Consider the following 22,489-nt stretch of genomic DNA (forward strand, 5'->3'; position numbering starts at 1 on the left):
GCCGGGAAGCTGTACGTGGTGCCCGGGCGCCCGGGGCCGTCCGGGCCGCCCAGCAGCAGCGTTCCGCGCGCGGCCGCCCCGGGCGCGTGGGCGCGGGGCGCGACGACGAGGTCGTCGTAGCCGTCGCCGTTCACATCGCCCTTCGGCTCGGGCGCCGCCAGGACCGTGCCTCCGCCCCGGACCGGCGCGGCGGCGGAGCGCGGGGCTCCGGTCCGGCTGAACGGGCCGCGCAGGAAGGTGACCTGGCCCGCGCTCGCGGTGACCGCGAGGTCGGTCCTGCCGTCCCCGTCGAAGTCGCCGCAGACCGGGTGGTCGGGCCACTCGTCGCCCGCGCGGGCCTTCGCCGGAATCTTGAGGACGACCGCGCGGCCGGTGAGCCCCTGCGGGCCGCCGAAGAGGATCTGGAGCGGTACGGGCGGCATCCCGATGCCGTCGTACGGCGGGTCCGTGGCGATGATCAGGTCGCCGAAGCCGTCGCCGTCGAGGTCGCACGCCGCCTCGGCGTCGAACGCGGCGGGCAGCGCCCCGCCCACCCGCGCGCCCCGTTCGCGCGGCTCCAGCGTCTGGCGGACGGCCGGGTCGAAGCGGCGGGCCTTGTCCCCGTCCCCCGTCCTGGGGGCCGTGCCGTACACGATGCCGATGCCCGCGTCGTCCCCGTACGTGTCACCCGCCGCCTTGACCAGGTCGTTCAGTACGAGGTCGGGGTGGCCGTCGCCGTTGAAGTCGTCCGGGAGACGGCTGCCCCTGCCGCGCGGGACGGGGCGCCGGGGGACGGCCGAGGCGCCGGTGCCCGGGGCGGTGTCGCCGTTCTTCGCCGCCACCGAGGCGTCCGAGGAGGAGGCGGACGAGGAGGAGGCGTCGGTGCAGGCGGTCAGCGGCAGCAGCAGGGCGGTGCAGGCGGTGAGGCCGATGGCCGTTCTCGTCGTTGTCTTCATCGTCTTCATCGCTGTCGTGGTCGCCGTCGTGGTCGCCGTCGTCGGTGTCGTCGGTGTCGTTCGTGCCCGCCGTATCCGCCGTCTCCGCATGACCCCACCCGTCCCGTCCGTACTCACCGGCCCCCGCCGCACCGCCTTATTGTGCGCGCGGCGGCTCGCCGTGCCCAGGCCGGGCGGGGCTCAGTGACCGAAGTCCCAGCCGAACTTGTCGCCCGCCACCGGCTTCAGGCCCAGATCCGCGGGGCCGATCCCGCGCGGCCAGCCGTCGGCCCCGGTCCCGCCGGTGCCGGAGCCCGTTCCTGTGCCCGTCTCCGGGTCCGTCAGGCCGTCCGGGCCGCCGCGCAGGACGCGTACCTCCGGGTTCCCGGAGAAGTCCCCGCGCGCCGCGCCGACCGCCAGCTCCGCCGCCCCGTCCCCGTCCGTGTCCAGCAGCGCGAGCGGGGGCGATCCGGGGAGGCCCGCGAGGTGCTGGGCGCCCGCGCCGGTCAGGCCCTTCTCGCCACCGCGCAGGACGAGGACCACGGTCGAGCCGTCCTTCGCCGGGGCGGTGAAGGCCACGTCGGCGTACCCGTCGCCGTTCACGTCGCCCGCCGTGGCCGCCGCCCCGAAGGAGCAGCCGGTGGAGACCGGCGCGCCCGGCAGTCCCGGCGTCCGGTCGTCGATCGTCGTCGGCTTCGGGGCGCGGCCGCGGCCCGCCCGGCCGCCGTACACGACCGTCAGCCGGCTGCCGCCGTCCGCGATCTGCTCCTCGCCGATGACCTCGCAGGAACGGCCGACGATCACGTCCGCGGTGCCGTCCTTGTCGACATCGGCGGTGAGGGTGTCCGCGCCGTAGACGTTCCTGCCCTGGGCGTCCTTGAGGCGGGTGTACGTGGCGGAGACGCCCCCGGCGCCCCGGGCGGTCCCGCGGTGGACGGCGGTGGCGCGCGGGACGGGCATCTCGTCGACGAAGACATGGGTCCAGGTGACGACGAGGTCGTCCCGGCCGTCGCCGTTCACGTCCCCCGCGGTAGCGAGGCGGGCCGTGTAGTATCCCTCGGAGTCCGGACCGGAGCCGGGGGCGGCGTCGGGACCGAGGCCGGAGCCGGGGTCGGGGCCGCGGTCCTTCGGGGTGAGGTCCAGCGGCACCGTGGCCGCGGGCACACCGGCCCGGCTGAACGGGCCGTACGACAGCGTCGCCGTCGAGGGCGAGCGCCCCGCGGTGACCAGGTCGGCGTACCCGTCCCCGTCGAAGTCACCGGTCACCGGCGCGCTGCCGGCGAGCCGTGCCCCGCCTCCCGCGAGGCCCTTCTCGCCGCCCCAGACGACGAAGACCGTGTCGGTGCCCGCCCCGGTGATCAGATCCGCCGTCCCGTCCCCGTCGAGGTCGGCCGAGCGGACGGTGCCGCCGAAGGCCCCTCCCTGGCCGGCCTTCCCGAGGTTCAGGCTGTTCTGCGTGATCACCCGGTGGCGGGCCGTGTCCGGGCCGTCCGGCGAGCCGGGCACCACGGCCGCGTACCCGGCGGAGTAGACGCCGTCGACCGTCGCGACGGGGTCGGTCAGGACGAGGTCGCTCGTGTGGTCGCCGTCGAAGTCGGAGTACGTGGCGGGGGCGGGCGGCGCGGTCGGCGACGGGGGCGGGGCCGGCGTCCGGGACGGCGTGCCGGTCGTCGTGGAGGTCGCCGGGTTGGTCGTGGGGCCGGGTGACCCGCCGTCCGGTGGGGTGCCGGCGCTCCCGCACGCCGTCGCCAGTCCCATCAGACAGACGAGACCCACCAGAGGGACCACGGGGGCAGGGGCGCGCCTGCCGGCCACCGGACGTTTCCGCATGGCCAGTTGGACCCGCCCCGCCCCCGGAAGGTTGTGCCGCCGGTACGGGCGCCTGTCCGGGGGCCCGTACCGAACCCGTACGGAACGGCGCCCGTACGGAACGGACCGCGCGAACGGACTACTTCGCCGGTTCGGGCTCCGGGTCCGGCGCGCTCTCCCGCTCCTCCAGGGGCTCCGGGTCGGCCGGCGTCCGTACCGAGTCGAGCAGCAGCTGCGCCACGTCCACCACCTGGAGCGACTCCTTGGCCTGGCCGTCGCCCTTCTTGCCGTTGACCGAGTCCGTCAGCATCACCAGGCAGAACGGGCAGGCCGTCGAGACGATGTCCGGGTTGAGCGAAAGGGCCTCGTCCACCCGCTCGTTGTTGATCCGCTTGCCGATGCGCTCCTCCATCCACATCCGCGCGCCGCCCGCGCCGCAGCAGAAGCCGCGTTCCTTGTGGCGGTGCATCTCCTGCTGGCGCAGGCCCGGGACGGCGGACATGATCTCGCGCGGCGGTGTGTAGACCTTGTTGTGCCGGCCCAGGTAGCAGGGGTCGTGGTACGTGATCAGGCCCTCGACCGGTGTCACCGGCACCAGCCTGCCCTCGTCCACGAGGTGCTGGAGCAACTGCGTGTGGTGGATGACCTCGTACTCGCCGCCGAGCTGCGGGTACTCGTTCGCGATGGTGTTGAAGCAGTGCGGGCAGGTCGCGACGATCTTCTTCGAGGACTTCGGCTTCTTCGTGGAAGCGTCATCGTCGTCCTCGCCATATGCCATGTTCAGCATCGCGACGTTCTCCTGGCCGAGCTGCTGGAACAGCGGCTCGTTGCCGAGGCGGCGGGCCGAGTCGCCGGTGCACTTCTCGTCGCCGCCCATGATGGCGAACTTCACGCCGGCGATGTGGAGGAGCTCCGCGAACGCCTTCGTGGTCTTCTTCGCGCGGTCCTCCAGGGCGCCCGCGCAGCCGACCCAGTAGAGGTAGTCGACCTCCGTCAGGTCCTCGATGTCCCTGCCGACCACCGGCACCTCGAAGTCGACCTCCTTGGTCCACTCCAGGCGCTGCTTCTTGGCCAGCCCCCAGGGATTGCCCTTCTTCTCCAGGTTCTTGAGCATCGTCCCGGCCTCGGAGGGGAAGCTGGACTCGATCATCACCTGGTAGCGGCGCATGTCGACGATGTGGTCGATGTGTTCGATGTCGACCGGGCACTGCTCCACGCACGCGCCACAGGTGGTGCAGGACCACAGCACGTCCGGGTCGATGACACCGTTCTCTTCCAGCGTCCCGATCAGCGGGCGCTCGGCCTCCGCGAGGGCCGCCGCGGGCACGTCCTTCAGGGCCTCGGCGGTGGCCTTCTCCTCGCCCTCCATGGTCTTGCCGCCGCCGGCCAGCAGATACGGCGCCTTGGCGTGCGCGTGGTCGCGCAGCGACATGATCAGCAGCTTCGGGGAGAGCGGCTTGCCCGTGTTCCAGGCGGGGCACTGCGACTGGCAGCGACCGCACTCCGTGCACGTGGAGAAGTCGAGGATGCCCTTCCAGGAGAAGTGCTCGACCTGGGAGACGCCGAAGATGTCGTCGTCGCCCGGGTCCTCGAAGTCGATCTCCTTGCCGCCGGAGGTCATGGGTTGGAGCGCGCCGAGCGCCGTGGAGCCGTCCGCCTCGCGCTTGAACCAGATGTTGGGGAAGGCGAGGAAACGGTGCCAGGCGACGCCCATGTCGGTCTTGAGGGCGACCGTGATCATCCACACCAGCGAGGTGGCGATCTTGATCATGGCGACCAGGTAGACCAGGTTCTGCAGGGTGCTGAGGCTCAGCCCCTTGAAGGCCAGGACCAGGGGGTACGAGACGACGTACGCCGCCTGGTAGGAGTCCGCGTGGTGCAGCGCCCCCTCCAGCCCGCGCAGGACGAGGATGGCGATCCCGATGGTCAGGATGACAGCCTCGACGAAGTAGGCCTGGCCCAGATTGGAGCCCGCGAAGCGGGACTTGCGCCCGGCCCGGCCGGGCAGCGAGAGCTGGCGGATGACGATCAGCGTCAGGATGCCGAGCGTGGTCAGCAGGCCGATCAGCTCGACGAAGACCTCGTACGGGGTCCAGCCGCCGATCACCGGCAGCAGCCAGTCGGCCTTGAACAGCTGCCCGAAGGCGTTGACCAGGGTCAGGACGAGCGAGAAGAACCCGACCGCGACGAACCAGTGCGCGACGCCGACGACGCCCCAGGCGTTCATCCGGGTGTGGCCGAGGAACTCCTTGGCCACCGTCAGGGTGCGTTGCCCGGGTTCGTCGGTACGTGTCCCGGCGGGCCCGGGCTGCCCGAGCCGTACGAAGCGGTAGATCTGCGCGATGGCTCGGGCGAACAGCGCGACACCTACGACGGCGAGAACCAGCGACACGATGATCGCGGCGAGTTGCATTTCGGGGGCTCCTCGGGCCTGCGACGGTGGGAGATCCGGAACCGCGCTCAGACTGATCGTACTAAGCGGTAACTTAATCGGCTCGTGCTGAGGGTACCCACTTATTCCGCCGCAATGTAGCCGTCGGGCCGGTGATCTGTGTCGCTGAGGCCACCCTGACCCGTCGCATGAGCGCGCCGGGTGTGCGGGCGAGGATCGACAGGTCGAGGCCGATCCAGTGCTGCTCCACGTAGTGCTGGTCCAGCAGGGGCGCCTCGTTCCACGGCAGCGCCGAGTGGCGCCGCACCTGCGCGAGCCCGGTCAGCCCGGGCCGTACGAGCTGCCGCCAGGGCGCCGCGGCCGCGGGGGAGCCGAACGTGAGGGGCGCCGGACCGACCAGGGAGAGGTGGCCGCGTACGACGTGGGGCAGCCGGGAGAGCAGGTCGAGCCGGAAGCGGCGGGTGCGCAGGGAACTCAGGAGGAAGGGGTGTCCGTTGAACCCGGTGCGGTAGTCGCGCACGAAGACGCCACCGGCCGGGCGGGAGAGCGCGAGGGCGAGGGCGGCGGCCGCGAGGACGGGCGAGGCCAGGAGCAGCAGGGCCGAGCCGAGGGTTACGTCGAGCAGGCGCTTGGGTTCGAGGTGCGGGCGGAGCCGGCCGGGCCGTGCGAGCCGTGCGAGATGCGGGCGGAGCTGATCGAGCCGTGCGAGGTGCGGGCGGAGCTGATCGAGCCGTGCGAGGTGCGGGTTCGGTGGCGGGGATGTCCGGGGCGCCTGGGGTGTCCAGAGCGTCTGGGGTGTCCTGGGTGCCTGAGGTGTCTGGGGTACAGGTCGCTTCGTGGTCACATCTGACCGTTCTCTGAGCGATTTATGGCTTTTGGTGCAGAACGATCGCATGCTGGACCGGTATGGATCGGGTAGGCACCCCGGGCGGAGTCGTCTGCCGTGCCCGTTTCGGCGTGATTCGGCGCGGTCGGGGAGTGGGCGCACAATAGTTGAGCCTTCTCGACTCAGGTCCTTTGACTCCGTGGGATCTGTGATGCATCCTTGAGCCTGTTCCACTCAAGTCACCTGGAGGAATCGAAATGGCACGTGCGGTCGGCATCGACCTGGGCACGACTAACTCCGTCGTCAGCGTTCTCGAAGGCGGCGAGCCCACCGTCATCACCAACGCAGAGGGCGCCAGGACCACGCCGTCCGTCGTCGCCTTCGCCAAGAACGGCGAGGTGCTCGTCGGAGAGGTCGCGAAGCGCCAGGCGGTCACGAACGTCGACAGGACCATCCGGTCGGTCAAGCGCCACATGGGCACCGACTGGAAGATCAACCTCGACGGCAAGGACTTCAACCCCCAGCAGATGTCGGCCTTCGTGCTGCAGAAGCTGAAGCGGGACGCCGAGGCGTACCTGGGCGAGAAGGTCACCGACGCGGTGATCACCGTCCCGGCGTACTTCAACGACTCGGAGCGCCAGGCCACCAAGGAGGCCGGCGAGATCGCGGGCCTGAACGTCCTGCGTATCGTCAACGAGCCGACGGCGGCCGCCCTGGCCTACGGGCTCGACAAGGACGACCAGACCATCCTCGTCTTCGACCTCGGTGGCGGTACGTTCGACGTCTCGCTGCTGGAGATCGGCGACGGCGTCGTCGAGGTGAAGGCCACCAACGGTGACAACCACCTCGGTGGTGACGACTGGGACCAGCGTCTCGTCGACTTCCTGGTGAAGCAGTTCGCCAACGGCCACGGCGTGGACCTGTCCAAGGACAAGATGGCTCTCCAGCGTCTCCGCGAGGCCGCGGAGAAGGCGAAGATCGAGCTGTCGTCCTCCACGGAGACCACGATCAACCTGCCGTACATCACGGCGTCCGCCGAGGGCCCGCTGCACCTGGACGAGAAGGTCACCCGCTCCCAGTTCCAGCAGCTCACGGCCGACCTGCTGGACCGGTGCAAGACCCCGTTCCACAACGTCATCAAGGACGCGGGCATCCAGCTCTCCGAGATCGACCACGTGGTGCTCGTCGGTGGTTCGACGCGTATGCCCGCCGTCGCCGAGCTCGTCAAGGAGCTGACCGGTGGCCGCGAGGCCAACAAGGGCGTCAACCCGGACGAGGTCGTCGCCATCGGCGCCGTGCTCCAGGCCGGTGTCCTGAAGGGTGAGGTCAAGGACGTCCTGCTCCTCGACGTCACCCCGCTGTCCCTGGGTATCGAGACCAAGGGCGGCATCATGACCAAGCTCATCGAGCGGAACACCACGATTCCGACGAAGCGCTCGGAGATCTTCACGACGGCCGAGGACAACCAGCCGTCCGTGCAGATCCAGGTCTACCAGGGCGAGCGCGAGATCGCCGCGTACAACAAGAAGCTCGGTATGTTCGAGCTGACCGGTCTGCCGCCCGCGCCGCGTGGTGTGCCGCAGATCGAGGTCGCCTTCGACATCGACGCCAACGGCATCATGCACGTGGCCGCGAAGGACCTCGGCACCGGCAAGGAGCAGAAGATGACCGTCACCGGTGGCTCCTCGCTGCCGAAGGACGAGGTCAACCGGATGCGCGAAGAGGCCGAGAAGTACGCGGACGAGGACCACCGCCGCCGCGAGGCCGCGGAGACCCGCAACCAGGCCGAGCAGCTCGTCTACCAGACCGAGAAGTTCCTCAAGGACAACGAGGAGAAGGTCCCGGGCGAGATCAAGACCGAGGTCGAGACGGCGATCGCCGACCTCAAGGAGAAGCTGAAGGGCGAGGACACCGCCGAGATCCGTACCGCCACGGAGAAGGTCGCGGCCGTGTCCCAGAAGCTCGGACAGGCGATGTACGCGGACGCCCAGGCGTCCGGTGCCGCCGGCCCCGACGGCGCCGCGGGCGCCGGTCAGGCCAAGCCCGAGGACGACGTCGTGGACGCCGAGATCGTCGACGACGAGAAGCCCAGGAAGGACGGTGCGGCGTGACAGAGGAGACCCCGGGCTTCGAGGAGAAGCCCGATGTCCCCTCCGGCGCCGACGACGCCACGCCGAAGGCCGCCGAGCCGGACTCCGCGAAGGAGTCCGGGGCGGCGGCCCCCGCCGGGGACATCCAGGACGCGGGCCTGCTGGCCCAGCTCGACCAGGTCCGTACGGCGCTCGGCGAGCGTACGGCTGACCTTCAGCGGCTCCAGGCCGAGTACCAGAACTACCGCAGGCGCGTGGAGCGGGACCGGGTCTCCGTCAAGGAGATCGCGGTCGCGAACCTGCTCACCGAACTTCTGCCCGTGCTCGACGACATCGGGCGGGCGCGGGACCACGACGAGCTGGTCGGCGGCTTCAAGTCCGTCGCCGAGTCGCTGGAAGCGGTCACGGTCAAGCTGGGGCTCCAGCCGTTCGGTACGGAGGGCGAGCCCTTCGACCCGACGATCCACGAGGCCCTGATGCACTCGTACGCGCCGGACGTCACGGAGACGACGTGCGTCGCGATCCTGCAGCCCGGGTACCGGTTCGGCGAGCGCACGATCAGGCCCGCCCGGGTCGCGGTGGCCGAGCCGCAGCCGGGTGGCAAGACGAAGTCCGCCGAGGAGCAGGCGGAGTCGGCCGATGACAAGGAGAACGGTGGGCCCGATCAGGGCTGACGGAGACGGCACGGAGCACGCCGTCGATATCCGGGACGCGGCCGGCGCACGACGCGCCGGCGGCGTTCCGGACACAGGTGACGCGGTGACCGGCGGTGCCGGTGCGGGCGGAGAGGAGGGACGTCGAGGATGAGCACGAAGGACTTCGTGGAGAAGGACTACTACAAGGTTCTCGGCGTTCCGAAGGACGCCACCGAGGCCGAGATCAAGAAGGCGTACCGGAAGCTCGCCCGCGAGTACCACCCGGACGCCAACAAGGGCGACGCCAAGGCGGAGGAGCGCTTCAAGGAGATCTCCGAGGCGAACGACATCCTCGGCGACCCCAAGCGGCGCAAGGAGTACGACGAGGCGCGCTCGCTCTTCGGCAACGGCGGGTTCCGGCCGGGGCCCGGCGCGGGCGGCAACGGCTCGTTCAACTTCGACCTGGGCGACCTCTTCGGCGGCGGTCAGGGCGGCGCGCAGGGCGGCCCGGCCGGCGCCGGCGGCTTCGGCGGCGGGCTCGGTGACGTCTTCGGCGGGCTGTTCAACCGCGGCGGCCCCGGCACCCGTACGCAGCCGCGCCGCGGCCAGGACATCGACACCGAGGTGACGCTCAGCTTCACGGAGGCCGTCGACGGGGCCACGGTCCCGCTGCGGATGTCCAGCCAGGCGCCCTGCAAGGCGTGTTCGGGCACCGGTGACAAGAACGGCTCCCCGCGGGTCTGCCCGACCTGTGTGGGCACCGGCCAGGTCTCGCGCGGCTCGGGCGGCGGCTTCTCGCTGACCGACCCCTGCGTGGACTGCAAGGGGCGCGGGCTGATCGCCCAGGACCCATGCGAGGTCTGCAAGGGCAGCGGACGGGCCAGGTCCTCGCGGACCATGCAGGTCCGCATCCCCGCGGGCGTCAGCGACGGCCAGCGGATCAGGCTCCGGGGCAAGGGCGCTCCCGGCGAGCGCGGCGGCCCGGGCGGCGACCTGTACGTCGTCGTCCATGTCGACGCGCACCCGGTCTTCGGCCGCAAGGACGACAACCTCACCATCACCGTGCCCGTCACCTTCGCGGAGGCGGCGCTCGGCGGCGAGGTGCGGGTTCCCACGCTGGGTGGCCCACCGGTCACGCTGAAGCTGCCCGCGGGCACCCCCAACGGCCGTACGATGCGGGCCCGTGGCAAGGGCGCCGTACGCAAGGACGGCAGCCGCGGCGACCTGCTGGTGACCGTCGAGGTGGTCGTGCCCAAGGACCTCGGCGGCCAGGCGCGCGACGCGCTGGAGGCATACCGGAAGGCGACCGCGGACGAGAACCCGCGGGCGGAGCTGTTCCAGGCGGCGAAGGGAGCATGACCCGATGGACAGGGACGGGCGGCGGCGGCCGTCCTCATCGTTCGGCAGGGCGTACGCGCTGACCGAGGAGACGCCGGTGTACGTCATCTCGGTGGCGGCCCAGCTCTCCGGGCTGCACCCGCAGACCCTGAGGCAGTACGACCGCCTCGGCCTGGTCTCCCCGGACCGTACGGCGGGCCGCGGGCGCCGCTACTCGGCCCGGGACATCGAACTGCTCCGGCAGGTGCAGCAGCTCTCGCAGGACGAGGGCATCAATCTGGCCGGAATCAAGCGCATCATCGAGCTGGAGAACCAGGTCGCCGCGCTCCAGGCCAGGGTCGCCGAGCTGGCGTCCGCGGTGGACGGCGCCGCGGCGGCGATGCAGCAGCGCGAGGCGCAGGTGCACGCCTCGTACCGCCGGGACCTGGTGCCGTACCAGGACGTGCAGCAGACGAGCGCGCTGGTGGTGTGGCGCCCGAAGCCCAAGCGCCCGACGGACTGACGTCACCGACGTCACGACGCCACAGACGCCACCGACTACCTCGGAGCGCCCGGCCGGGATCTCCCCGGCCGGGCGTTCCGCTGAGCGCTCGGCGCGGGTCGGTCCCGCTCGCGCACGGTCGTCCCGCCCGCACGCGGTCAGCCCCGTTTGCGTTCCTCGGCGGCGGCCTCTGACCCCCACCACACCCCGAGCGAGAAGAGCGTGTCCACGCCGACGACCTCGTACAGCTTGTTCAGGTCGGTGTTGACGGTGCGCAGGCTGACCTCCAGTTCGCTGGCGATCTGCTTGAGGGTCCGGCCCTCGCGGAGCTTGTTGAGGATGCGCCGGGAGCGGCCCGTCGTGACGATGCCCTCCCTCGGCCGGAACCGGCCGCCCATCCAGGGCTCGGCCCGCTCCCACTGCTGCTCGAAGAGGTGTTGGAGGAAAGCCACCATGCCGGGGTGCGTCACTTTGAACGCGGTCATTCTGTTCGGCTCGTCCCGGTGGTCGGAAATGATGGCGAATCTTCTGTCCACGAGGATCATTCGCTCGAAATCGGAGGCGAGCGTACGAATCTCCGCGCCGTGCGCGCTCATGGTCGTCGCCCACTCCTGTTCCGCGGCGCGGGTGCGGGCGGATTCGGAGTAAATGGTGCGGCGGGTGATGCCGCGTTCCAGGAGCTTGATCTCGCGGGGGATGACCGCGGTCAGCCCTGCCGCGGTCCGGTTTACCGGGTGCGCCGTGTACATGTGGGACCGCGCGTAATCCGCTGCCTGCATGATGGCGGCATTGACGTGTTCGAGCCGGTCGAGAAACTCGATTCCGTTTCCGGTGGGCGATTCGTACGTTCCCAGTTCGCGGTAGAGATCGGCGAGTTGCCGCATGCGCTGGAGGTGGCGGGCTATGCCGGCCCGCTCCTCGGCCATGGCGGTCTCCTCGGCGTGGCGCAGGTCGGCCATGCCCCACCGGTCGTGGTGCGGGTCGTGGACCGCCAGGCCGAGGGCGATCAGTTCGGTGCAGCCGGGCTCGGCGCGCCCGACCTGCTCGCCCCGGGCGAACCGGTCGAGCAGGGCGCGCGCCTCCGCCGACACAGCGGGCGACGGTCCTCTGTGGGTCACCGCGTCCGGTTGTGTCATATGTCCCTCCTGCGTGGTTCCGCAGTGCTGCACGGTTCCGCAGTGCGCATCAGTGCAGTCGCGTTTCGCTTGATCCGGACAGGCCGAAGCCGCACTCTACAGAGAGTGACTGCGGCCGTCGCCGGGTTCTCGCCGTACAACGGCGGGTTTTAGGCGTCCGGTTCGGGGAACTCGCGCTGTTTCAGGTCGGTTCGGATTCAGATTGCGGGTTTCCTCTGTTTGTTCGGTGTGGGGTTCGTTGTGTGCGGTGTGGAGCGAGGTATGTCGGGGTGTATCGAAATGCCGGGTCAGCGCTCCTGGTCCAGGATTCCCGAGTGTGCGATGAGATAGCCGAGTTGTGCCCTGCTGCCGCTGCCGAGCGTGGTGGCGAGTTTGGCGATGTGGGCGCGGCAGGTCCGTACGTTCATCCCCAGCCGGCGGGCGATGGCCTCGTCCACGTATCCCTCGATGAGCAGCCTCGCGATGGAGCGCTGGACGCCGGAGATGCCGTCGGGGGTCGGCTCGTACGGGACCTGTTCGGTGAGGGGGGTGGCGCGTCGCCAGAGCTGCTCGAAGACCTGGGCCAGGTAGTCGACGAGTGCGGGGTGGCGCAGTTCCAGGGCGACCTCCCGGTCGGAGCGCGCCGGGATGTACGCGACGGTGCGGTCGAAGATGATCAGCCGCTCGACCAGCTCCTCCAGCGTCCGGATCTCGACGTTTCCCTCGGCGAGACGTTCGGCGTAGGCGAGCGTGCCCTGGCCGTGCCGGACGGTGTGCTGGTAGAGCGTGCGGATGCTGACCCCGCGGTCCACCACGGTCCGGCCGCGCTCCAGCCCCTGTTCGAGCGCGTCCGCGCTGCGGACACCGCCCGGCTGCACGGTGAGGACCTCGGTCCTGCACGCGGCCGTGGAGAGGTCGATCGCCGCGTTGATCCGGCTCTTGCCCTCCAGGACGGTGATCGCGTGGGTGCTCGGCGGCCCCTGCGAGGCGATCGCCATGAACGGCTCGAAAGCGTCGGTCAGCGCGACGGCGAAGTGCCTCCGCTCCTGGATCTCCCGCTCGATGGGGTTGAGACGCTGGGAGAGCGCGGCCGACGGCGGAACCGGTCGCAGCCAGTCCGGATCGTCCGGGTCCGGATGCAGGAGTGGGAACTCCATCAGACAGGGGGCGGTCACGATCTCGCTCCGGGCGAGGCGCCCGGAGCGCAGCGCACTGGCGTAAAGCCGCCTGCCGTCTTCACATAGATCAGTGACGGCATGGGGATGTGTCGGTTTTGTGATGCTTTCGGTCAAATCTCCACCCCTCAGGGTCCTGAACATGCAGGAACATGATGCCTCGTCCCGGTGGTGTTGACGTGTCCGAATGAGACATCGTCTAGATGGCGGGGGAGAGGAATCCATCAAGTGAGGACGAAGCCGACTATGTATCAGAGAATGCTTCGCGCGGTGGTGGCCACTGCTTTCTCTACGGCTCTGGCCTTCGGTGCGCTGGCTGCTGTCGGGGAGATCTCCTGGACCAGTGCGCCGACGGGTGCGGCCCACCAGGCCGCCGCGGTGGGGGAGATCTCCTGGACCAGCACGCCGGCCGGAACCGCCGTCCGGGCCGCGGGCGCGGGCACCGAGGAGATTTCGTGGACGGTGGCCCCCAAGGCCGCCTCCGGTGACGCCGGTGACTCCGGTGACATCGAATGGGGCAGCACCCCGGCCGGCACCGAGGCATGACCGTCCCGCCGGACGATCGGGTCTTCCGGCGTGAGATGGCCACGGCGTACCGATCGGGGTGGCACTTCATCGATCTGGTCACGGCCATTCCCCACCGAGGAGACTCGTTGATGGTCACTCTCTTCGGAGAGCCGATCGTCGTCGTGCGTGAGGAGGACGAGGACGTCCGCGCCTACCGCTGCCTCCGCAGGCCGCGCGGGGCCCCGCGCCCGGTCCGCTGTGCCATCCGCTACGACATGATCTTCGTCAACCTCGACCAGCGTGACCACCAGCTGGTCGGAGCACCACAGACCACCCTCGCCACCCCCCGCAGTGCCTGAGCGATTCCCCCGTCGTTCCAAATCGTTCAGGCGCTTCCCCCACACAACGGCGCCATCGTGGACCTGAAACACGATGGCGCCGTTGTGCTGCCCGGATTCTTCCGGGCGGCTGCCCCGGATCCTCCCGGGCGCTGCCCCGGATCCTCCCGGCCCGGTGTCCTTCCGGCCCGGCACGCGTGACCCCGCGTGCCGGGCCTTTTGGTGTGTACGGGCAGTGCCCGGGTGCGTACGGGTGGTGGGAGAACCGGAACGCGAGAAAAATCGGGCTCGGGGGGCGGGGTTCTGGGCGCCACTCCAGGCTTGAGTGGAATAGACTCAACTTTGCGTAGGTTCTTGCTGTCAGGATGCGGCGGTCCGGATGAGACCGGAGCGGCGTTTTTCCGTACCCGTAGGTGATCACGCAAGATCGCAGGATCGCGCAGGTCACAGAGGATCACGCAAGACCGCGAGAACAAGACCGCGAGAACGCGCGCAGAACTCGTGCAAGGAGGAGAGGGCCCACGTGGACGCCGAGCTGACCAACAAGAGCCGGGATGCGATCAACTCCGCCACCAGCCGGGCGGTGGCGGCGGGACATCCCGACCTGACCCCGGCCCATCTGCTGCTCGCGCTGCTGGAGGGCCAGGACAACGAGAACGTCACCGACCTGCTGGCCGCCGTGGAGGCGGACCAGGCGGCCGTACGGTCGGCCACCGAGCGGCTGCTCGCCGCCCAGCCCAGCGTCACCGGATCGACCGTCGCGCCCCCGCAGCCCAACCGCGACCTGCTCGCCGTCATCGCGGACGCGGGCCGCCGCGCGAAGGAGCTGGGCGACGACTACCTCTCCACCGAGCACCTGCTCATCGGCACCGCCGCCAAGGGCGGCCAGACCGGGGAGATACTGGCCCAGCAGGGAGCCGCCGCGGACCGGCTCCTGGACGCGTTCGAGAAGGCAAGGGGAGGGCGCCGGGTGACCACACCCGACCCGGAGGGCCAGTACAAGGCCCTGGAGAAGTTCGGCACCGATTTCACCGCCGCCGCCCGGGACGGCAAGCTCGACCCCGTCATCGGCCGGGATCACGAGATCCGGCGCGTGGTGCAGGTGCTGTCGCGCCGTACGAAGAACAACCCGGTGCTGATCGGCGAGCCCGGCGTCGGCAAGACCGCCGTGGTCGAGGGGCTCGCGCAGCGCATCGTCAAGGGCGACGTGCCGGAGTCGCTCAAGAACAAGCGGCTGGTTTCGCTGGACCTCGGCGCGATGGTCGCCGGCGCCAAGTACCGCGGCGAGTTCGAGGAACGCCTCAAGACCGTCCTCTCCGAGATCAAGGAGAGCGAGGGACAGATCATCACCTTCATCGACGAGCTGCACACCGTCGTCGGCGCGGGCGCCGGCGGCGACTCCTCGATGGACGCGGGCAACATGCTCAAGCCGATGCTGGCCCGCGGCGAGCTGCGCATGGTCGGCGCGACCACCCTCGACGAGTACCGCGAGCGGATCGAGAAGGACGCCGCCCTGGAACGCCGCTTCCAGCAGGTGCTGGTCGCCGAGCCGACCGTCGAGGACACCATCGCGATCCTGCGCGGGCTCAAGGGCCGTTACGAGGCCCACCACAAGGTGCAGATCGCGGACGCGGCCCTGGTGGCCGCCGCCGCCCTCTCCGACCGCTACATCACCTCGCGCTTCCTCCCCGACAAGGCCATCGACCTGGTCGACGAGGCCGCGTCCCGGCTCCGGATGGAGATCGACTCCTCGCCGCTGGAGATCGACGAGCTCCAGCGCTCCGTCGACCGCCTCCGCATGGAGGAGCTGGCCCTCAAGAACGAGTCCGACCCCGCCTCCAAGCAGCGCCTGGAGAAGCTGCGCCGCGACCTCGCCGACCGCGAGGAGGAGCTGCGCGGCCTCACCGCCCGCTGGGAGAAGGAGAAGCAGGGCCTGAACCGGGTCGGTGAGCTGAAGGAACGCCTGGACGACCTGCGCGGCCAGGCCGAGCGGGCGCAGCGCGACGGCGACTTCGACACCGCCTCCAAGCTGCTGTACGGCGAGATCCCCAACCTGGAGCGGGAGCTGGAGGCGGCCGCGGAGGCCGAGCAGGAGGCCGCCAAGGACACGATGGTCAAGGAGGAGGTCGGCCCGGACGACATCGCCGACGTCGTCGGCTCCTGGACCGGTATCCCCGCGGGCCGGCTGCTGGAGGGCGAGACGCAGAAGCTGCTGCGCATGGAGCAGGAGCTGGGCAGGCGGCTGATCGGCCAGAGCGAGGCGGTCCAGGCGGTCTCCGACGCGGTACGCCGCACCCGCGCCGGCATCGCGGACCCCGACCGGCCCACAGGATCGTTCCTCTTCCTCGGCCCGACGGGCGTGGGCAAGACGGAACTGGCCAAGGCGCTCGCGGACTTCCTCTTCGACGACGAGCGGGCCATGGTCCGCATCGACATGAGCGAGTACGGCGAGAAGCACTCCGTGGCCCGCCTGGTCGGCGCGCCCCCCGGCTACGTCGGCTACGAGGAGGGCGGCCAGCTCACCGAGGCGGTACGGCGGCGCCCGTACTCCGTGGTCCTCCTGGACGAGGTCGAGAAGGCCCACCCCGAGGTCTTCGACGTGCTGCTCCAGGTCCTGGACGACGGCCGCCTCACCGACGGCCAGGGCCGGACGGTCGACTTCCGGAACACCATCCTGATCCTGACGTCGAACCTGGGCAGCCAGTACCTGGTCGACCCGACGATCACCCCGGAACGCAAGAAGGAGCAGGTCCTCCAGACCGTACGGTCCTCCTTCAAGCCGGAGTTCCTCAACCGCCTGGACGACCTGGTGGTCTTCTCCGCCCTGTCCCAGGACGAGCTGGCCCACATCGCGGGCCTCCTGATCGGCCGCCTCGCCCAGCGCCTCGCGGAACGCCGCCTCACCCTGGAGGTCACCCCGGAGGCCCTGGCCTGGCTCGCAGAGGAGGGCAACGACCCCGCCTACGGCGCCCGCCCGCTGCGCCGCCTGGTCCAGACGGCGATCGGCGACCAGCTCGCGAAGGAGATCCTGGCGGGCGACATCACGGACGGCGACACGGTCCGGGTGGACCGGGTGGAGGACGGCCTGATGGTGGGCCGGGGGGCGGGCGAAGAGCCGGACCCGCGGACGGCCGGGCGGGCAGCCCTGTGGACGGGGGAGGGCCCCGGCACGCCGGAGGGGCCGTCCCTGGAGAAGGCGCCGTAGAAGGCTTCCGGGTCCCCGACAGGCCCGTCACCCGCCCAGGTGACGGGCCTGTCAGGATCTCCGGACGAATCCATGACCCGTGCGGACGCGGATGGGCTTGCCAGGGACCGCCCGGGATGGGAGAGGATGGCAGGAACCGTACGAAGGGAAATACACGGTGAGCATCGACCCGTCCTCGATTCCGAATTTCGGGGGACAGCCCCAACCGCAGGGTGAAGGACCGGCGGGCCCCGTCGTCCCCGACCAGGACCTGGTCAAGCAGCTCCTGGAACAGATGGAGCTGAAGTACGTCGTCGACGACGAGGGTGACCTCGCGGCTCCGTGGGAGGAGTTCCGCACGTACTTCATGTTCCGTGGCGAGGAGGACCAGCAGGTCTTCTCGGTGCGGACGTTCTACGACCGGCCGCACCCCATCGCGGACAAGTCCAAGATCCTCGACGCGATCGACGACTGGAACCGCCGCACGCTGTGGCCCAAGGTCTACAGCCACGTCCACGAGGAGGGCGACGGCCCGCCCACCGTGCGGCTGATCGGCGAGGCCCAGATGCTGATCGGCATGGGGGTCAGCCTGGAGCACTTCGTGTCGTCGACGGTGAGCTGGGTGCGCGCCTCGATCGAGTTCGACAAGTGGCTCGTGGAGCAGTTCGGCCTGGAGCCCGGCGACGAGAAGCCCGAGGACGTCTGAGACCGCGTCCAGCCTGAGCGCGAGGAAGCCCGGCCCGGGTAGTGGGCCGGGCTTTTGCGTACCTGGGGTATTCGCCTGGTGCATAACGCGCAGACACCGAGCACCAGGCACGTGGCAAGGCCGAGCCACTCCAGCTGTGGAAATCAGAACGTGATCTGAGTACAGTCTGGGTATGAGTGTCACGTATCTGGCAACAGAGCAGGAGTCCGTCTCCTTCACCGACCTGTCCCGGAATCCGAAGGGTGTCGCAGCCAGGGCCGCGGCCTTGGGGCAGCTCCGCGTCACGCATCGGGACGCCCCGGACATGGTGCTGACGACGGCCGTGCGGGCAGAGCATGCCGAGGAGAATCTGACCACCGCCTCGCGGCTTTTCCTCGCCCTGATGAAACAGGACGACGGAGCGAAGTCACTCCTCCTCGCGCTGCCCGAAGTGTTTCCCTGGGTGCGGCATCTCGACGCTGAAGAGGTGAGGGCTTTCACCGTCGAGCTTCTTGAAGCGCTGTCCGACGCCGCTGAACTGGGGGCCGGGGAGGCCGTGCACCGCGCGATCGTTTCCTGGCGTGCCACCGCCCGCATCAACGCCGACCCTGAGCAGCTCAGGGAGTCGCTGCGCCCTCTCGAAGGTGACAACCTCGGTCAGGTCGAGGTGCGCGGGTGAGCCCGAAGAAGGGGGATCGGGTCAGTGTCCCTCCGCTGAGCGGCTGGAACGTCGTTTTCGGGACGACGGAGGCGGTGACGGGGTGGGAACAACTCTGCCAAGCGGTGCTGTCGAACGCGCATCGCTGTCTGGACGCGCTGCGCACCGACCCCCAGTCCCGATCCAACTGGAATCGCCAGCATCAGCTCCGAGGGAGGCACGCGACCAAGGAGTGGAAGGGATCCGAGCTGGAGCAGTGGGAGTACGAGATCACCAGCGGTGGCAGGGTGCGCTACCTGGTCAGCCCGGAAACATCGACGGTCATTCTTGTGTACGCCTCGCCACGGCATCCGAAGGACACGGAATGAGCGCCCGTTGACCAGGCCGGACGACTTGCTCTGAGCCGTACTCCGATGTGCCCCGCACACGGTTGTACCGATGCGGTGTGCGGGGTGCGTTGGTGTTGAGGCGTCAGCCTTCCACGGCGTATGTGATGAAGGCCGCCCAGGCGCCGGGCGCGAGCGCCAGCCGGGGGCCCTCGATGTTCTTGGAGTCGCGGACGTGCACCGTGCCGGGGGTGGTGGCGATCTCGATGCAGGAGTTGCCGTTGTTGCCGTCGCTGTAGCTGCTCTTGAACCACTCCAGCCCGGAGGCGTCCCCGGCGGTGGTCTTGCGGATCATGTCTCTCCCAGCAGTTGCTCGATGAGGGCAAGCGACTCCCCTGGCGAGAGCGCCTGAGCCCGGATGGTGCCATATTGCAGCTCAAGGATGCGCAGGTGTTTGGGTTCGGAGGTCGGTCGGCCGTTGAACTCGCCGTCGGCGCGACCCACGGCCGTACCGTCCGCGAACTTCAGCATCTCGATCTTGCCGTCCAAGCCGGAGTGGGTGGTGCAGTTTGTCGGCATCACCTGAAGCACGACATTGTGCAATCGCCCCGCTTCCAACAGACGTTCGAGCTGTTGACGCCAGACCATTGTGCCCCCGATGGGACGCCGGAGAACCCCCTCTTCCAGGATGAAACTGAGGGCTGGAGCCGGGTTGCGTTCGAAGATCGACTGTCGGGCCAGACGGGCTGCCACCATGCGTTCCACGTCATCTGGCGAGTACGGCGGCTGCGCCGCCCCGATCACGGCTCGTGCGTGCTCCGGTGTCTGCAACAGCCCGCTGATGCTGTTGCTTACGTACACCCCGATCTCGACCGCTTGGGCCTCCAGCTTGGCCAGCTCCCGCACCTTCTTCGGGTACCGGACCTTCTTGACGTCCTCCCACGTCGCCGCGATGAGCCCATCCGCGCCCAGCACCTCGTCGGCCGCGTTGAGGAAGTCCTGCCGAGGGATCCGCTTGCCGCCCTCGATCTTGTAGACCATGTCCTCGCCGTAGCCGACCGCCTTGCCGAACTGGCCGGCGCGCATCCCCGCCGCCTCGCGGCGCAGCTTCAACTGCCGTCCCACCGTGGTGATGACGGCCACGCCCCACTCGTCGTCCGGGTCCACCTCCCACCCCGGGTCGTCCGCCTCGTCCCTCGGTTGTGCCGCCTCCACGTCCACCGACATCCGTACTCCTCCGTCCTGCCGCGCCGTCCCTCGGCGCCCTGCGCCCTACCCGTAAGAACCGCGCGGACAGCCAGGACAGCACCGGACAAGAGCCGGACAGTGACCGTACGCAACTGCTCCGTCACTCCCCAGAGTAAGCAGATGTGGCCACTCTGAGTGATGTGATTCATGGAAAAGCCGAGACATCGGCCCAACTCAACCACCCCGTACCCGTCTTCAGCGTGCTGCTTTCCTCCACGCCCCGGGGCGCCCGGCTCGCTCGTCTGCTCGCGGAGAGTCAACTTCGCCACTGGGGGCTTCCGTCCGACCCCGGGCGGCTCCTCGTGGCCGAGCTGGCCGCCAATGCCACTTCGCACGGCCGCGTGGCCGGGCGGGACTTCCGGCTCACGCTCCGTCTCACCCGGGACGTCCTCCGGATCGAGGTCGCCGACACGCGCCGCGAGCGCCTGCCCGTACTGCAACGGCCGGATCGGGACTCCGAGTCGGGGCGTGGCCTGCTGCTGGTGGACGCGCTCGCCGACCGGTGGGGAGTGACCGAGGGGCTGTACCCGCGCAAGACCGTCTGGGCGGAGCTGCGCTGCACGAGACCGGAACCCGTTCCGTCAGGTTCCGGTGATGCCGGCTGCCTTCCTCAAGGAACATGAGGAGAAATAACCCCACCAAGCCCCACCCCACCCGCCCGTCGCTCACTGTCACTCGGGCGGGTGAACATCCCTGGTCGGGCTGGATTTCGTGTCCCCCGGCTGCCTTACGCTCAGCGGGAACAGACACACCACCGCAGACATACGTCGGCCCCCGGCCGGGACTAGCGATCCCGATCGAGGGCCTGACCACCGAGGAAGAAGCGACTTCCTGATGGATACCCGGAACACTAGCGCGCCTTCGTGCGCCCCGTCAGGCGTAGCCGACGGGCAACGCCCCTTACGGGCTAACCAACGTCCTCGCGTTCGGCCCCCGGCTCCGGCCCCGGCCGCTCATCCCGCCGGTGTCACGCACGACAACTCCCGCCACACCACCCGCTTCACGGTGATCGGCAATCACCTGGCCCAGCACCGCGAGCTGTCGCTGCTCGCCATGGGCCTCGGTCTGCACATCCAGTCGCTGCCCACCGGCGCCCGCGTCGACATCAAGACCCTCGCCGACCGTTTCCCCGAGGGCGCCACCCGTATCGCCGCCGGGCTGCGCGAACTTGAGGCGCATGGCTATCTGCGCCGCATCCGCGAACGTACCCCCGGCGGCCGGATCGTCACCCGTACGATCTCCTGCAATCAGCCGGCGGCGCCCCGGAACCTACCGACCACCGCCCCCGGCCGCGCCGCGAAGCCCGTCCGCGTGCCGCGCCCGCAGGCAGCCCTGGCACACGCCGCGCCTCCGGTGGCCGAGACGGATGCCGACGAGAGTCACACGACTCCCGGCATGCGCCCTGAGCCCACACAACCCAAGCCCAGCGAGAAGCGGCGGCCCCTGCCCGCCGTACCCCAGCCCGGCTACTCGTCCCCGGACCTGCTCCGAGCGGCCACAGCCATCCTCGCCGACCTGAGCGCCCTCGACCCCCGGCTGCACCTCTCCGCCTGCGCCACGGCCCATCTGGCCCCCGGCGTCGCCGCCTGGCTGGAGCGCGATGTGCCGCCCGCCGCTGTGCGCCACGCCCTGACCAGCGGCCTGCCGCCCGAAGGCCGGCACAGCCCGCACCACCCGGCCGCCGTGCTGGCCTACCGCCTGACCACCGAGTTGCCGCCCCCGCCTCCGTTCCGCACACCGGAAGCCCCGGAACCCGTCCGGCACCCCCTCCAGAACTGCGACCACTGCGACCGCGCCTTCCGCGCCCCGGAGCCTGGGCGGTGCGGCGAGTGCCGCCCGGTCGCTCCAGGGAGGACACCATGAGCATCCAGGCCGACTGTGGGCACGAGCTGGTCCCCCGCCCCGAGCAGACGCCCGACGCACTGCGTGTCGCCCTCGCCGTCGTCGCCCCCGGTCGCCTGGCCGAGATGCAGCGGACGAAGGACAACGCCTTTGCCAAGGCTGTCGAGTGGCAGTCGGTCAGCCCGGTGCGGAGCTGGGTTCTGGCCTGGGCCAGGGATATCGAGATCGCCCGCCGTCCCGATCTGTCCGCCCGGTATGCCTGGGCAAGCGGCAACCTTGAGCGCGAGGAGCCGGACGTTGCCGGGGAGGCGCTGCGGGAACTGACCGCGGTCCTGAACGAGGCGATGACGGCAGTACGCGGTTGAGCTGGGCCTGGGAGTACTCCTTCGGAGCGGAGGAAGCGGCCCGCACCGCACCGCGCTCCTTCCTGGCCACGCAGCGAACACGTCCACATCGTCCAGATCACGTACCTGGGCTTCTGACGTGCGGTTGCCACTGTCGCCACTGCGGTACCCGGTCGCTGTACCGGTGGCCTGGCGTGCCGCGCGGCTACTCGACGAGATGGGCACGGACGAACGCGACGACCACGAGGCCGAAGCCGAGCCCGAGCGCGAACCCCTCGTGCTGGTCGGCCAGGCGTCGTACCGCGTCCAGCGGCGTGCGACGCGCGTTGCGGGAGTCGGGGTCGCCGAGCACGATCTGCGCGTCGAGTCCGCACAGCACGACCGCACCGACGATCACGCCGGGCCGCCAGACACCCCTGCATGCAATGCGGTGACAGAGTCGGCGCAGAACACAAGGCGCAGGGCGCGCGGCGACCGTCCGGCCGAGCTGCGGCGGTCATGGTGAATTCCGCCGTCATCCGTACGGAATTCATTGGTCCGCCCATTGCATCGGGAATGATCCTGGCCCTCTCTCAGGCAGGA

At 70.0% G+C, this 22,489-nt stretch carries 22 protein-coding genes and 1 pseudogene; 14 read left to right on the forward strand and 9 right to left on the reverse strand.

Annotated elements, in window-relative coordinates; genetic code table 11:
* On the reverse strand, window positions 1-944 hold a 944-nt coding region (locus tag ACFXKG_RS08815), incomplete at its 3' end, for an FG-GAP repeat domain-containing protein (protein WP_384834543.1).
* Here ACFXKG_RS08815 and ACFXKG_RS08820 point away from each other — a divergent pair.
* Window positions 910-1,122, forward strand: coding sequence for a hypothetical protein (locus tag ACFXKG_RS08820; protein ID WP_384834546.1), 213 nt, complete (start codon window positions 910-912; stop codon window positions 1,120-1,122). The two genes, ACFXKG_RS08815 and ACFXKG_RS08820, sit on opposite strands and share 35 nt — an antisense overlap.
* Here the strand turns inward: ACFXKG_RS08820 and ACFXKG_RS08825 are convergent.
* The 3 genes from ACFXKG_RS08825 to ACFXKG_RS08835 all read right to left on the reverse strand — a co-directional run bounded on the left by ACFXKG_RS08825 (window position 1,116) and on the right by ACFXKG_RS08835 (window position 5,959).
* Complete coding sequence (locus ACFXKG_RS08825) at window positions 1,116-2,702, reverse strand: FG-GAP and VCBS repeat-containing protein (protein ID WP_384834549.1); 1,587 nt, start codon at window positions 2,700-2,702, stop codon at window positions 1,116-1,118. The two genes, ACFXKG_RS08820 and ACFXKG_RS08825, sit on opposite strands and share 7 nt — an antisense overlap.
* A gap of 160 nt (window positions 2,703-2,862) precedes the next feature.
* Window positions 2,863-5,136, reverse strand: coding sequence for a (Fe-S)-binding protein (locus ACFXKG_RS08830; RefSeq protein ID WP_384834552.1), 2,274 nt, complete (start codon window positions 5,134-5,136; stop codon window positions 2,863-2,865).
* 73 nt (window positions 5,137-5,209) lie between these two features.
* Window positions 5,210-5,959 carry a sugar transferase gene (locus ACFXKG_RS08835; protein WP_384834555.1) on the reverse strand — a complete coding sequence of 250 codons (750 nt, stop codon included), beginning with the start codon at window positions 5,957-5,959 and terminating at the stop codon, window positions 5,210-5,212.
* A 239-nt stretch (window positions 5,960-6,198) separates the two neighbouring features.
* On the opposite strand from ACFXKG_RS08835, the gene dnaK reads away from it, so the two are divergent.
* From dnaK to ACFXKG_RS08855, 4 genes are all read left to right on the forward strand, one after another.
* Entirely contained in the window at window positions 6,199-8,052 is a 1,854-nt protein-coding gene (gene dnaK, locus ACFXKG_RS08840) for a molecular chaperone DnaK (RefSeq protein WP_384834558.1), read from the forward strand.
* The gene (gene grpE, locus ACFXKG_RS08845) at window positions 8,049-8,705 is read left to right on the forward strand and encodes a nucleotide exchange factor GrpE (protein ID WP_384834561.1); all 657 of its coding nucleotides are present in this window, start codon (window positions 8,049-8,051) and stop codon (window positions 8,703-8,705) included. Before dnaK ends, grpE begins: the two co-directional genes overlap by 4 nt.
* Window positions 8,706-8,834: 129 nt before the next feature.
* Window positions 8,835-10,025 carry a molecular chaperone DnaJ gene (gene dnaJ, locus ACFXKG_RS08850; RefSeq protein WP_384834564.1) on the forward strand — a complete coding sequence of 397 codons (1,191 nt, stop codon included), beginning with the start codon at window positions 8,835-8,837 and terminating at the stop codon, window positions 10,023-10,025.
* 4 nt (window positions 10,026-10,029) lie between these two features.
* On the forward strand, window positions 10,030-10,506 hold the full coding sequence (locus tag ACFXKG_RS08855; protein WP_365817241.1) for a heat shock protein transcriptional repressor HspR: 477 nt from the start codon (window positions 10,030-10,032) through the stop codon (window positions 10,504-10,506).
* Window positions 10,507-10,643: 137 nt separating this feature from the next.
* On the opposite strand, the gene ACFXKG_RS08860 is transcribed toward ACFXKG_RS08855, so the two are convergent.
* Window positions 10,644-11,621, reverse strand: a complete 978-nt coding sequence (locus ACFXKG_RS08860; protein ID WP_384834568.1) for a hypothetical protein — start codon at window positions 11,619-11,621, stop codon at window positions 10,644-10,646.
* A 287-nt stretch (window positions 11,622-11,908) separates the two neighbouring features.
* Window positions 11,909-12,919: a helix-turn-helix transcriptional regulator gene (locus tag ACFXKG_RS08865; RefSeq protein ID WP_384834571.1), complete on the reverse strand. Its 1,011-nt coding sequence runs from the start codon at window positions 12,917-12,919 to the stop codon at window positions 11,909-11,911.
* Window positions 12,920-13,048: 129 nt separating this feature from the next.
* On the opposite strand from ACFXKG_RS08865, the gene ACFXKG_RS08870 reads away from it, so the two are divergent.
* The 6 genes and pseudogenes from ACFXKG_RS08870 (at window position 13,049) to ACFXKG_RS08895 (ending at window position 18,515) form a co-directional block, all read left to right on the forward strand.
* Window positions 13,049-13,321, forward strand: a complete 273-nt coding sequence (locus ACFXKG_RS08870) for a 5'-nucleotidase (RefSeq protein ID WP_384834574.1) — start codon at window positions 13,049-13,051, stop codon at window positions 13,319-13,321.
* Window positions 13,318-13,641 (forward strand): (2Fe-2S)-binding protein, encoded by a 324-nt coding sequence (locus tag ACFXKG_RS08875; RefSeq protein WP_365817249.1) that lies wholly within the window; start codon window positions 13,318-13,320, stop codon window positions 13,639-13,641. Before ACFXKG_RS08870 ends, ACFXKG_RS08875 begins: the two co-directional genes overlap by 4 nt.
* Before the next feature lie 502 nt (window positions 13,642-14,143).
* A pseudogene (gene clpB, locus ACFXKG_RS08880) lies at window positions 14,144-16,726 on the forward strand (ATP-dependent chaperone ClpB); the annotation flags it as partial.
* A 256-nt stretch (window positions 16,727-16,982) separates the two neighbouring features.
* The gene (locus ACFXKG_RS08885) at window positions 16,983-17,510 is read left to right on the forward strand and encodes a YbjN domain-containing protein (RefSeq protein WP_365817255.1); all 528 of its coding nucleotides are present in this window, start codon (window positions 16,983-16,985) and stop codon (window positions 17,508-17,510) included.
* A 172-nt stretch (window positions 17,511-17,682) separates the two neighbouring features.
* Window positions 17,683-18,168 carry a prevent-host-death family protein gene (locus tag ACFXKG_RS08890; protein WP_384834577.1) on the forward strand — a complete coding sequence of 162 codons (486 nt, stop codon included), beginning with the start codon at window positions 17,683-17,685 and terminating at the stop codon, window positions 18,166-18,168.
* On the forward strand, window positions 18,165-18,515 hold the full coding sequence (locus ACFXKG_RS08895) for a hypothetical protein (protein WP_384834579.1): 351 nt from the start codon (window positions 18,165-18,167) through the stop codon (window positions 18,513-18,515). Before ACFXKG_RS08890 ends, ACFXKG_RS08895 begins: the two co-directional genes overlap by 4 nt.
* 103 nt (window positions 18,516-18,618) lie before the next feature.
* On the opposite strand, the gene ACFXKG_RS08900 is transcribed toward ACFXKG_RS08895, so the two are convergent.
* Both ACFXKG_RS08900 and ACFXKG_RS08905 read right to left on the reverse strand, forming a co-directional pair.
* On the reverse strand, window positions 18,619-18,828 hold the full coding sequence (locus tag ACFXKG_RS08900; RefSeq protein WP_384834582.1) for a DUF397 domain-containing protein: 210 nt from the start codon (window positions 18,826-18,828) through the stop codon (window positions 18,619-18,621).
* Window positions 18,825-19,700, reverse strand: a complete 876-nt coding sequence (locus ACFXKG_RS08905; RefSeq protein ID WP_384834585.1) for a helix-turn-helix domain-containing protein — start codon at window positions 19,698-19,700, stop codon at window positions 18,825-18,827. The genes ACFXKG_RS08900 and ACFXKG_RS08905 overlap by 4 nt, the downstream gene beginning before the upstream one ends.
* 161 nt (window positions 19,701-19,861) lie before the next feature.
* Here ACFXKG_RS08905 and ACFXKG_RS08910 point away from each other — a divergent pair, with 161 nt between their 5' ends.
* The 3 genes from ACFXKG_RS08910 to ACFXKG_RS08920 all read left to right on the forward strand — a co-directional run bounded on the left by ACFXKG_RS08910 (window position 19,862) and on the right by ACFXKG_RS08920 (window position 21,928).
* Complete coding sequence (locus ACFXKG_RS08910; protein ID WP_384834588.1) at window positions 19,862-20,344, forward strand: ATP-binding protein; 483 nt, start codon at window positions 19,862-19,864, stop codon at window positions 20,342-20,344.
* A gap of 211 nt (window positions 20,345-20,555) precedes the next feature.
* Window positions 20,556-21,584 (forward strand): helix-turn-helix domain-containing protein, encoded by a 1,029-nt coding sequence (locus ACFXKG_RS08915; protein WP_384834590.1) that lies wholly within the window; start codon window positions 20,556-20,558, stop codon window positions 21,582-21,584.
* Window positions 21,581-21,928 carry a hypothetical protein gene (locus ACFXKG_RS08920; RefSeq protein WP_384834593.1) on the forward strand — a complete coding sequence of 116 codons (348 nt, stop codon included), beginning with the start codon at window positions 21,581-21,583 and terminating at the stop codon, window positions 21,926-21,928. The genes ACFXKG_RS08915 and ACFXKG_RS08920 overlap by 4 nt, the downstream gene beginning before the upstream one ends.
* Window positions 21,929-22,112: 184 nt before the next feature.
* Here the strand turns inward: ACFXKG_RS08920 and ACFXKG_RS08925 are convergent, their stop codons facing one another.
* Window positions 22,113-22,304: a hypothetical protein gene (locus tag ACFXKG_RS08925; RefSeq protein ID WP_384834596.1), complete on the reverse strand. Its 192-nt coding sequence runs from the start codon at window positions 22,302-22,304 to the stop codon at window positions 22,113-22,115.
* Window positions 22,305-22,489 lie beyond the last annotated feature (185 nt).

It is taken from the genome of Streptomyces sp. NPDC059255, from assembly GCF_042752355.1.
GTDB lineage: Bacteria > Actinomycetota > Actinomycetes > Streptomycetales > Streptomycetaceae > Streptomyces.

Bases quoted from the DNA above. Each gene is read 5' to 3' on its own strand.
- ACFXKG_RS08820 (WP_384834546.1), top strand. From the start codon at position 910: ATGGCCGTTCTCGTCGTTGTCTTCATCGTCTTCATCGCTGTCGTGGTC.
- ACFXKG_RS08830 (WP_384834552.1), bottom strand. From the start codon at position 5,136: ATGCAACTCGCCGCGATCATCGTGTCGCTGGTTCTCGCCGTCGTAGGT.
- dnaK (WP_384834558.1), top strand. From the start codon at position 6,199: ATGGCACGTGCGGTCGGCATCGACCTGGGCACGACTAACTCCGTCGTC.
- dnaJ (WP_384834564.1), top strand. From the start codon at position 8,835: ATGAGCACGAAGGACTTCGTGGAGAAGGACTACTACAAGGTTCTCGGC.
- ACFXKG_RS08855 (WP_365817241.1), top strand. From the start codon at position 10,030: ATGGACAGGGACGGGCGGCGGCGGCCGTCCTCATCGTTCGGCAGGGCG.
- ACFXKG_RS08860 (WP_384834568.1), bottom strand. From the start codon at position 11,621: ATGACACAACCGGACGCGGTGACCCACAGAGGACCGTCGCCCGCTGTG.
- ACFXKG_RS08865 (WP_384834571.1), bottom strand. From the start codon at position 12,919: ATGTTCAGGACCCTGAGGGGTGGAGATTTGACCGAAAGCATCACAAAA.
- ACFXKG_RS08875 (WP_365817249.1), top strand. From the start codon at position 13,318: ATGACCGTCCCGCCGGACGATCGGGTCTTCCGGCGTGAGATGGCCACG.
- ACFXKG_RS08890 (WP_384834577.1), top strand. From the start codon at position 17,683: ATGAGTGTCACGTATCTGGCAACAGAGCAGGAGTCCGTCTCCTTCACC.
- ACFXKG_RS08900 (WP_384834582.1), bottom strand. From the start codon at position 18,828: ATGATCCGCAAGACCACCGCCGGGGACGCCTCCGGGCTGGAGTGGTTC.
- ACFXKG_RS08905 (WP_384834585.1), bottom strand. From the start codon at position 19,700: ATGTCGGTGGACGTGGAGGCGGCACAACCGAGGGACGAGGCGGACGAC.
- ACFXKG_RS08915 (WP_384834590.1), top strand. From the start codon at position 20,556: ATGGATACCCGGAACACTAGCGCGCCTTCGTGCGCCCCGTCAGGCGTA.
- ACFXKG_RS08920 (WP_384834593.1), top strand. From the start codon at position 21,581: ATGAGCATCCAGGCCGACTGTGGGCACGAGCTGGTCCCCCGCCCCGAG.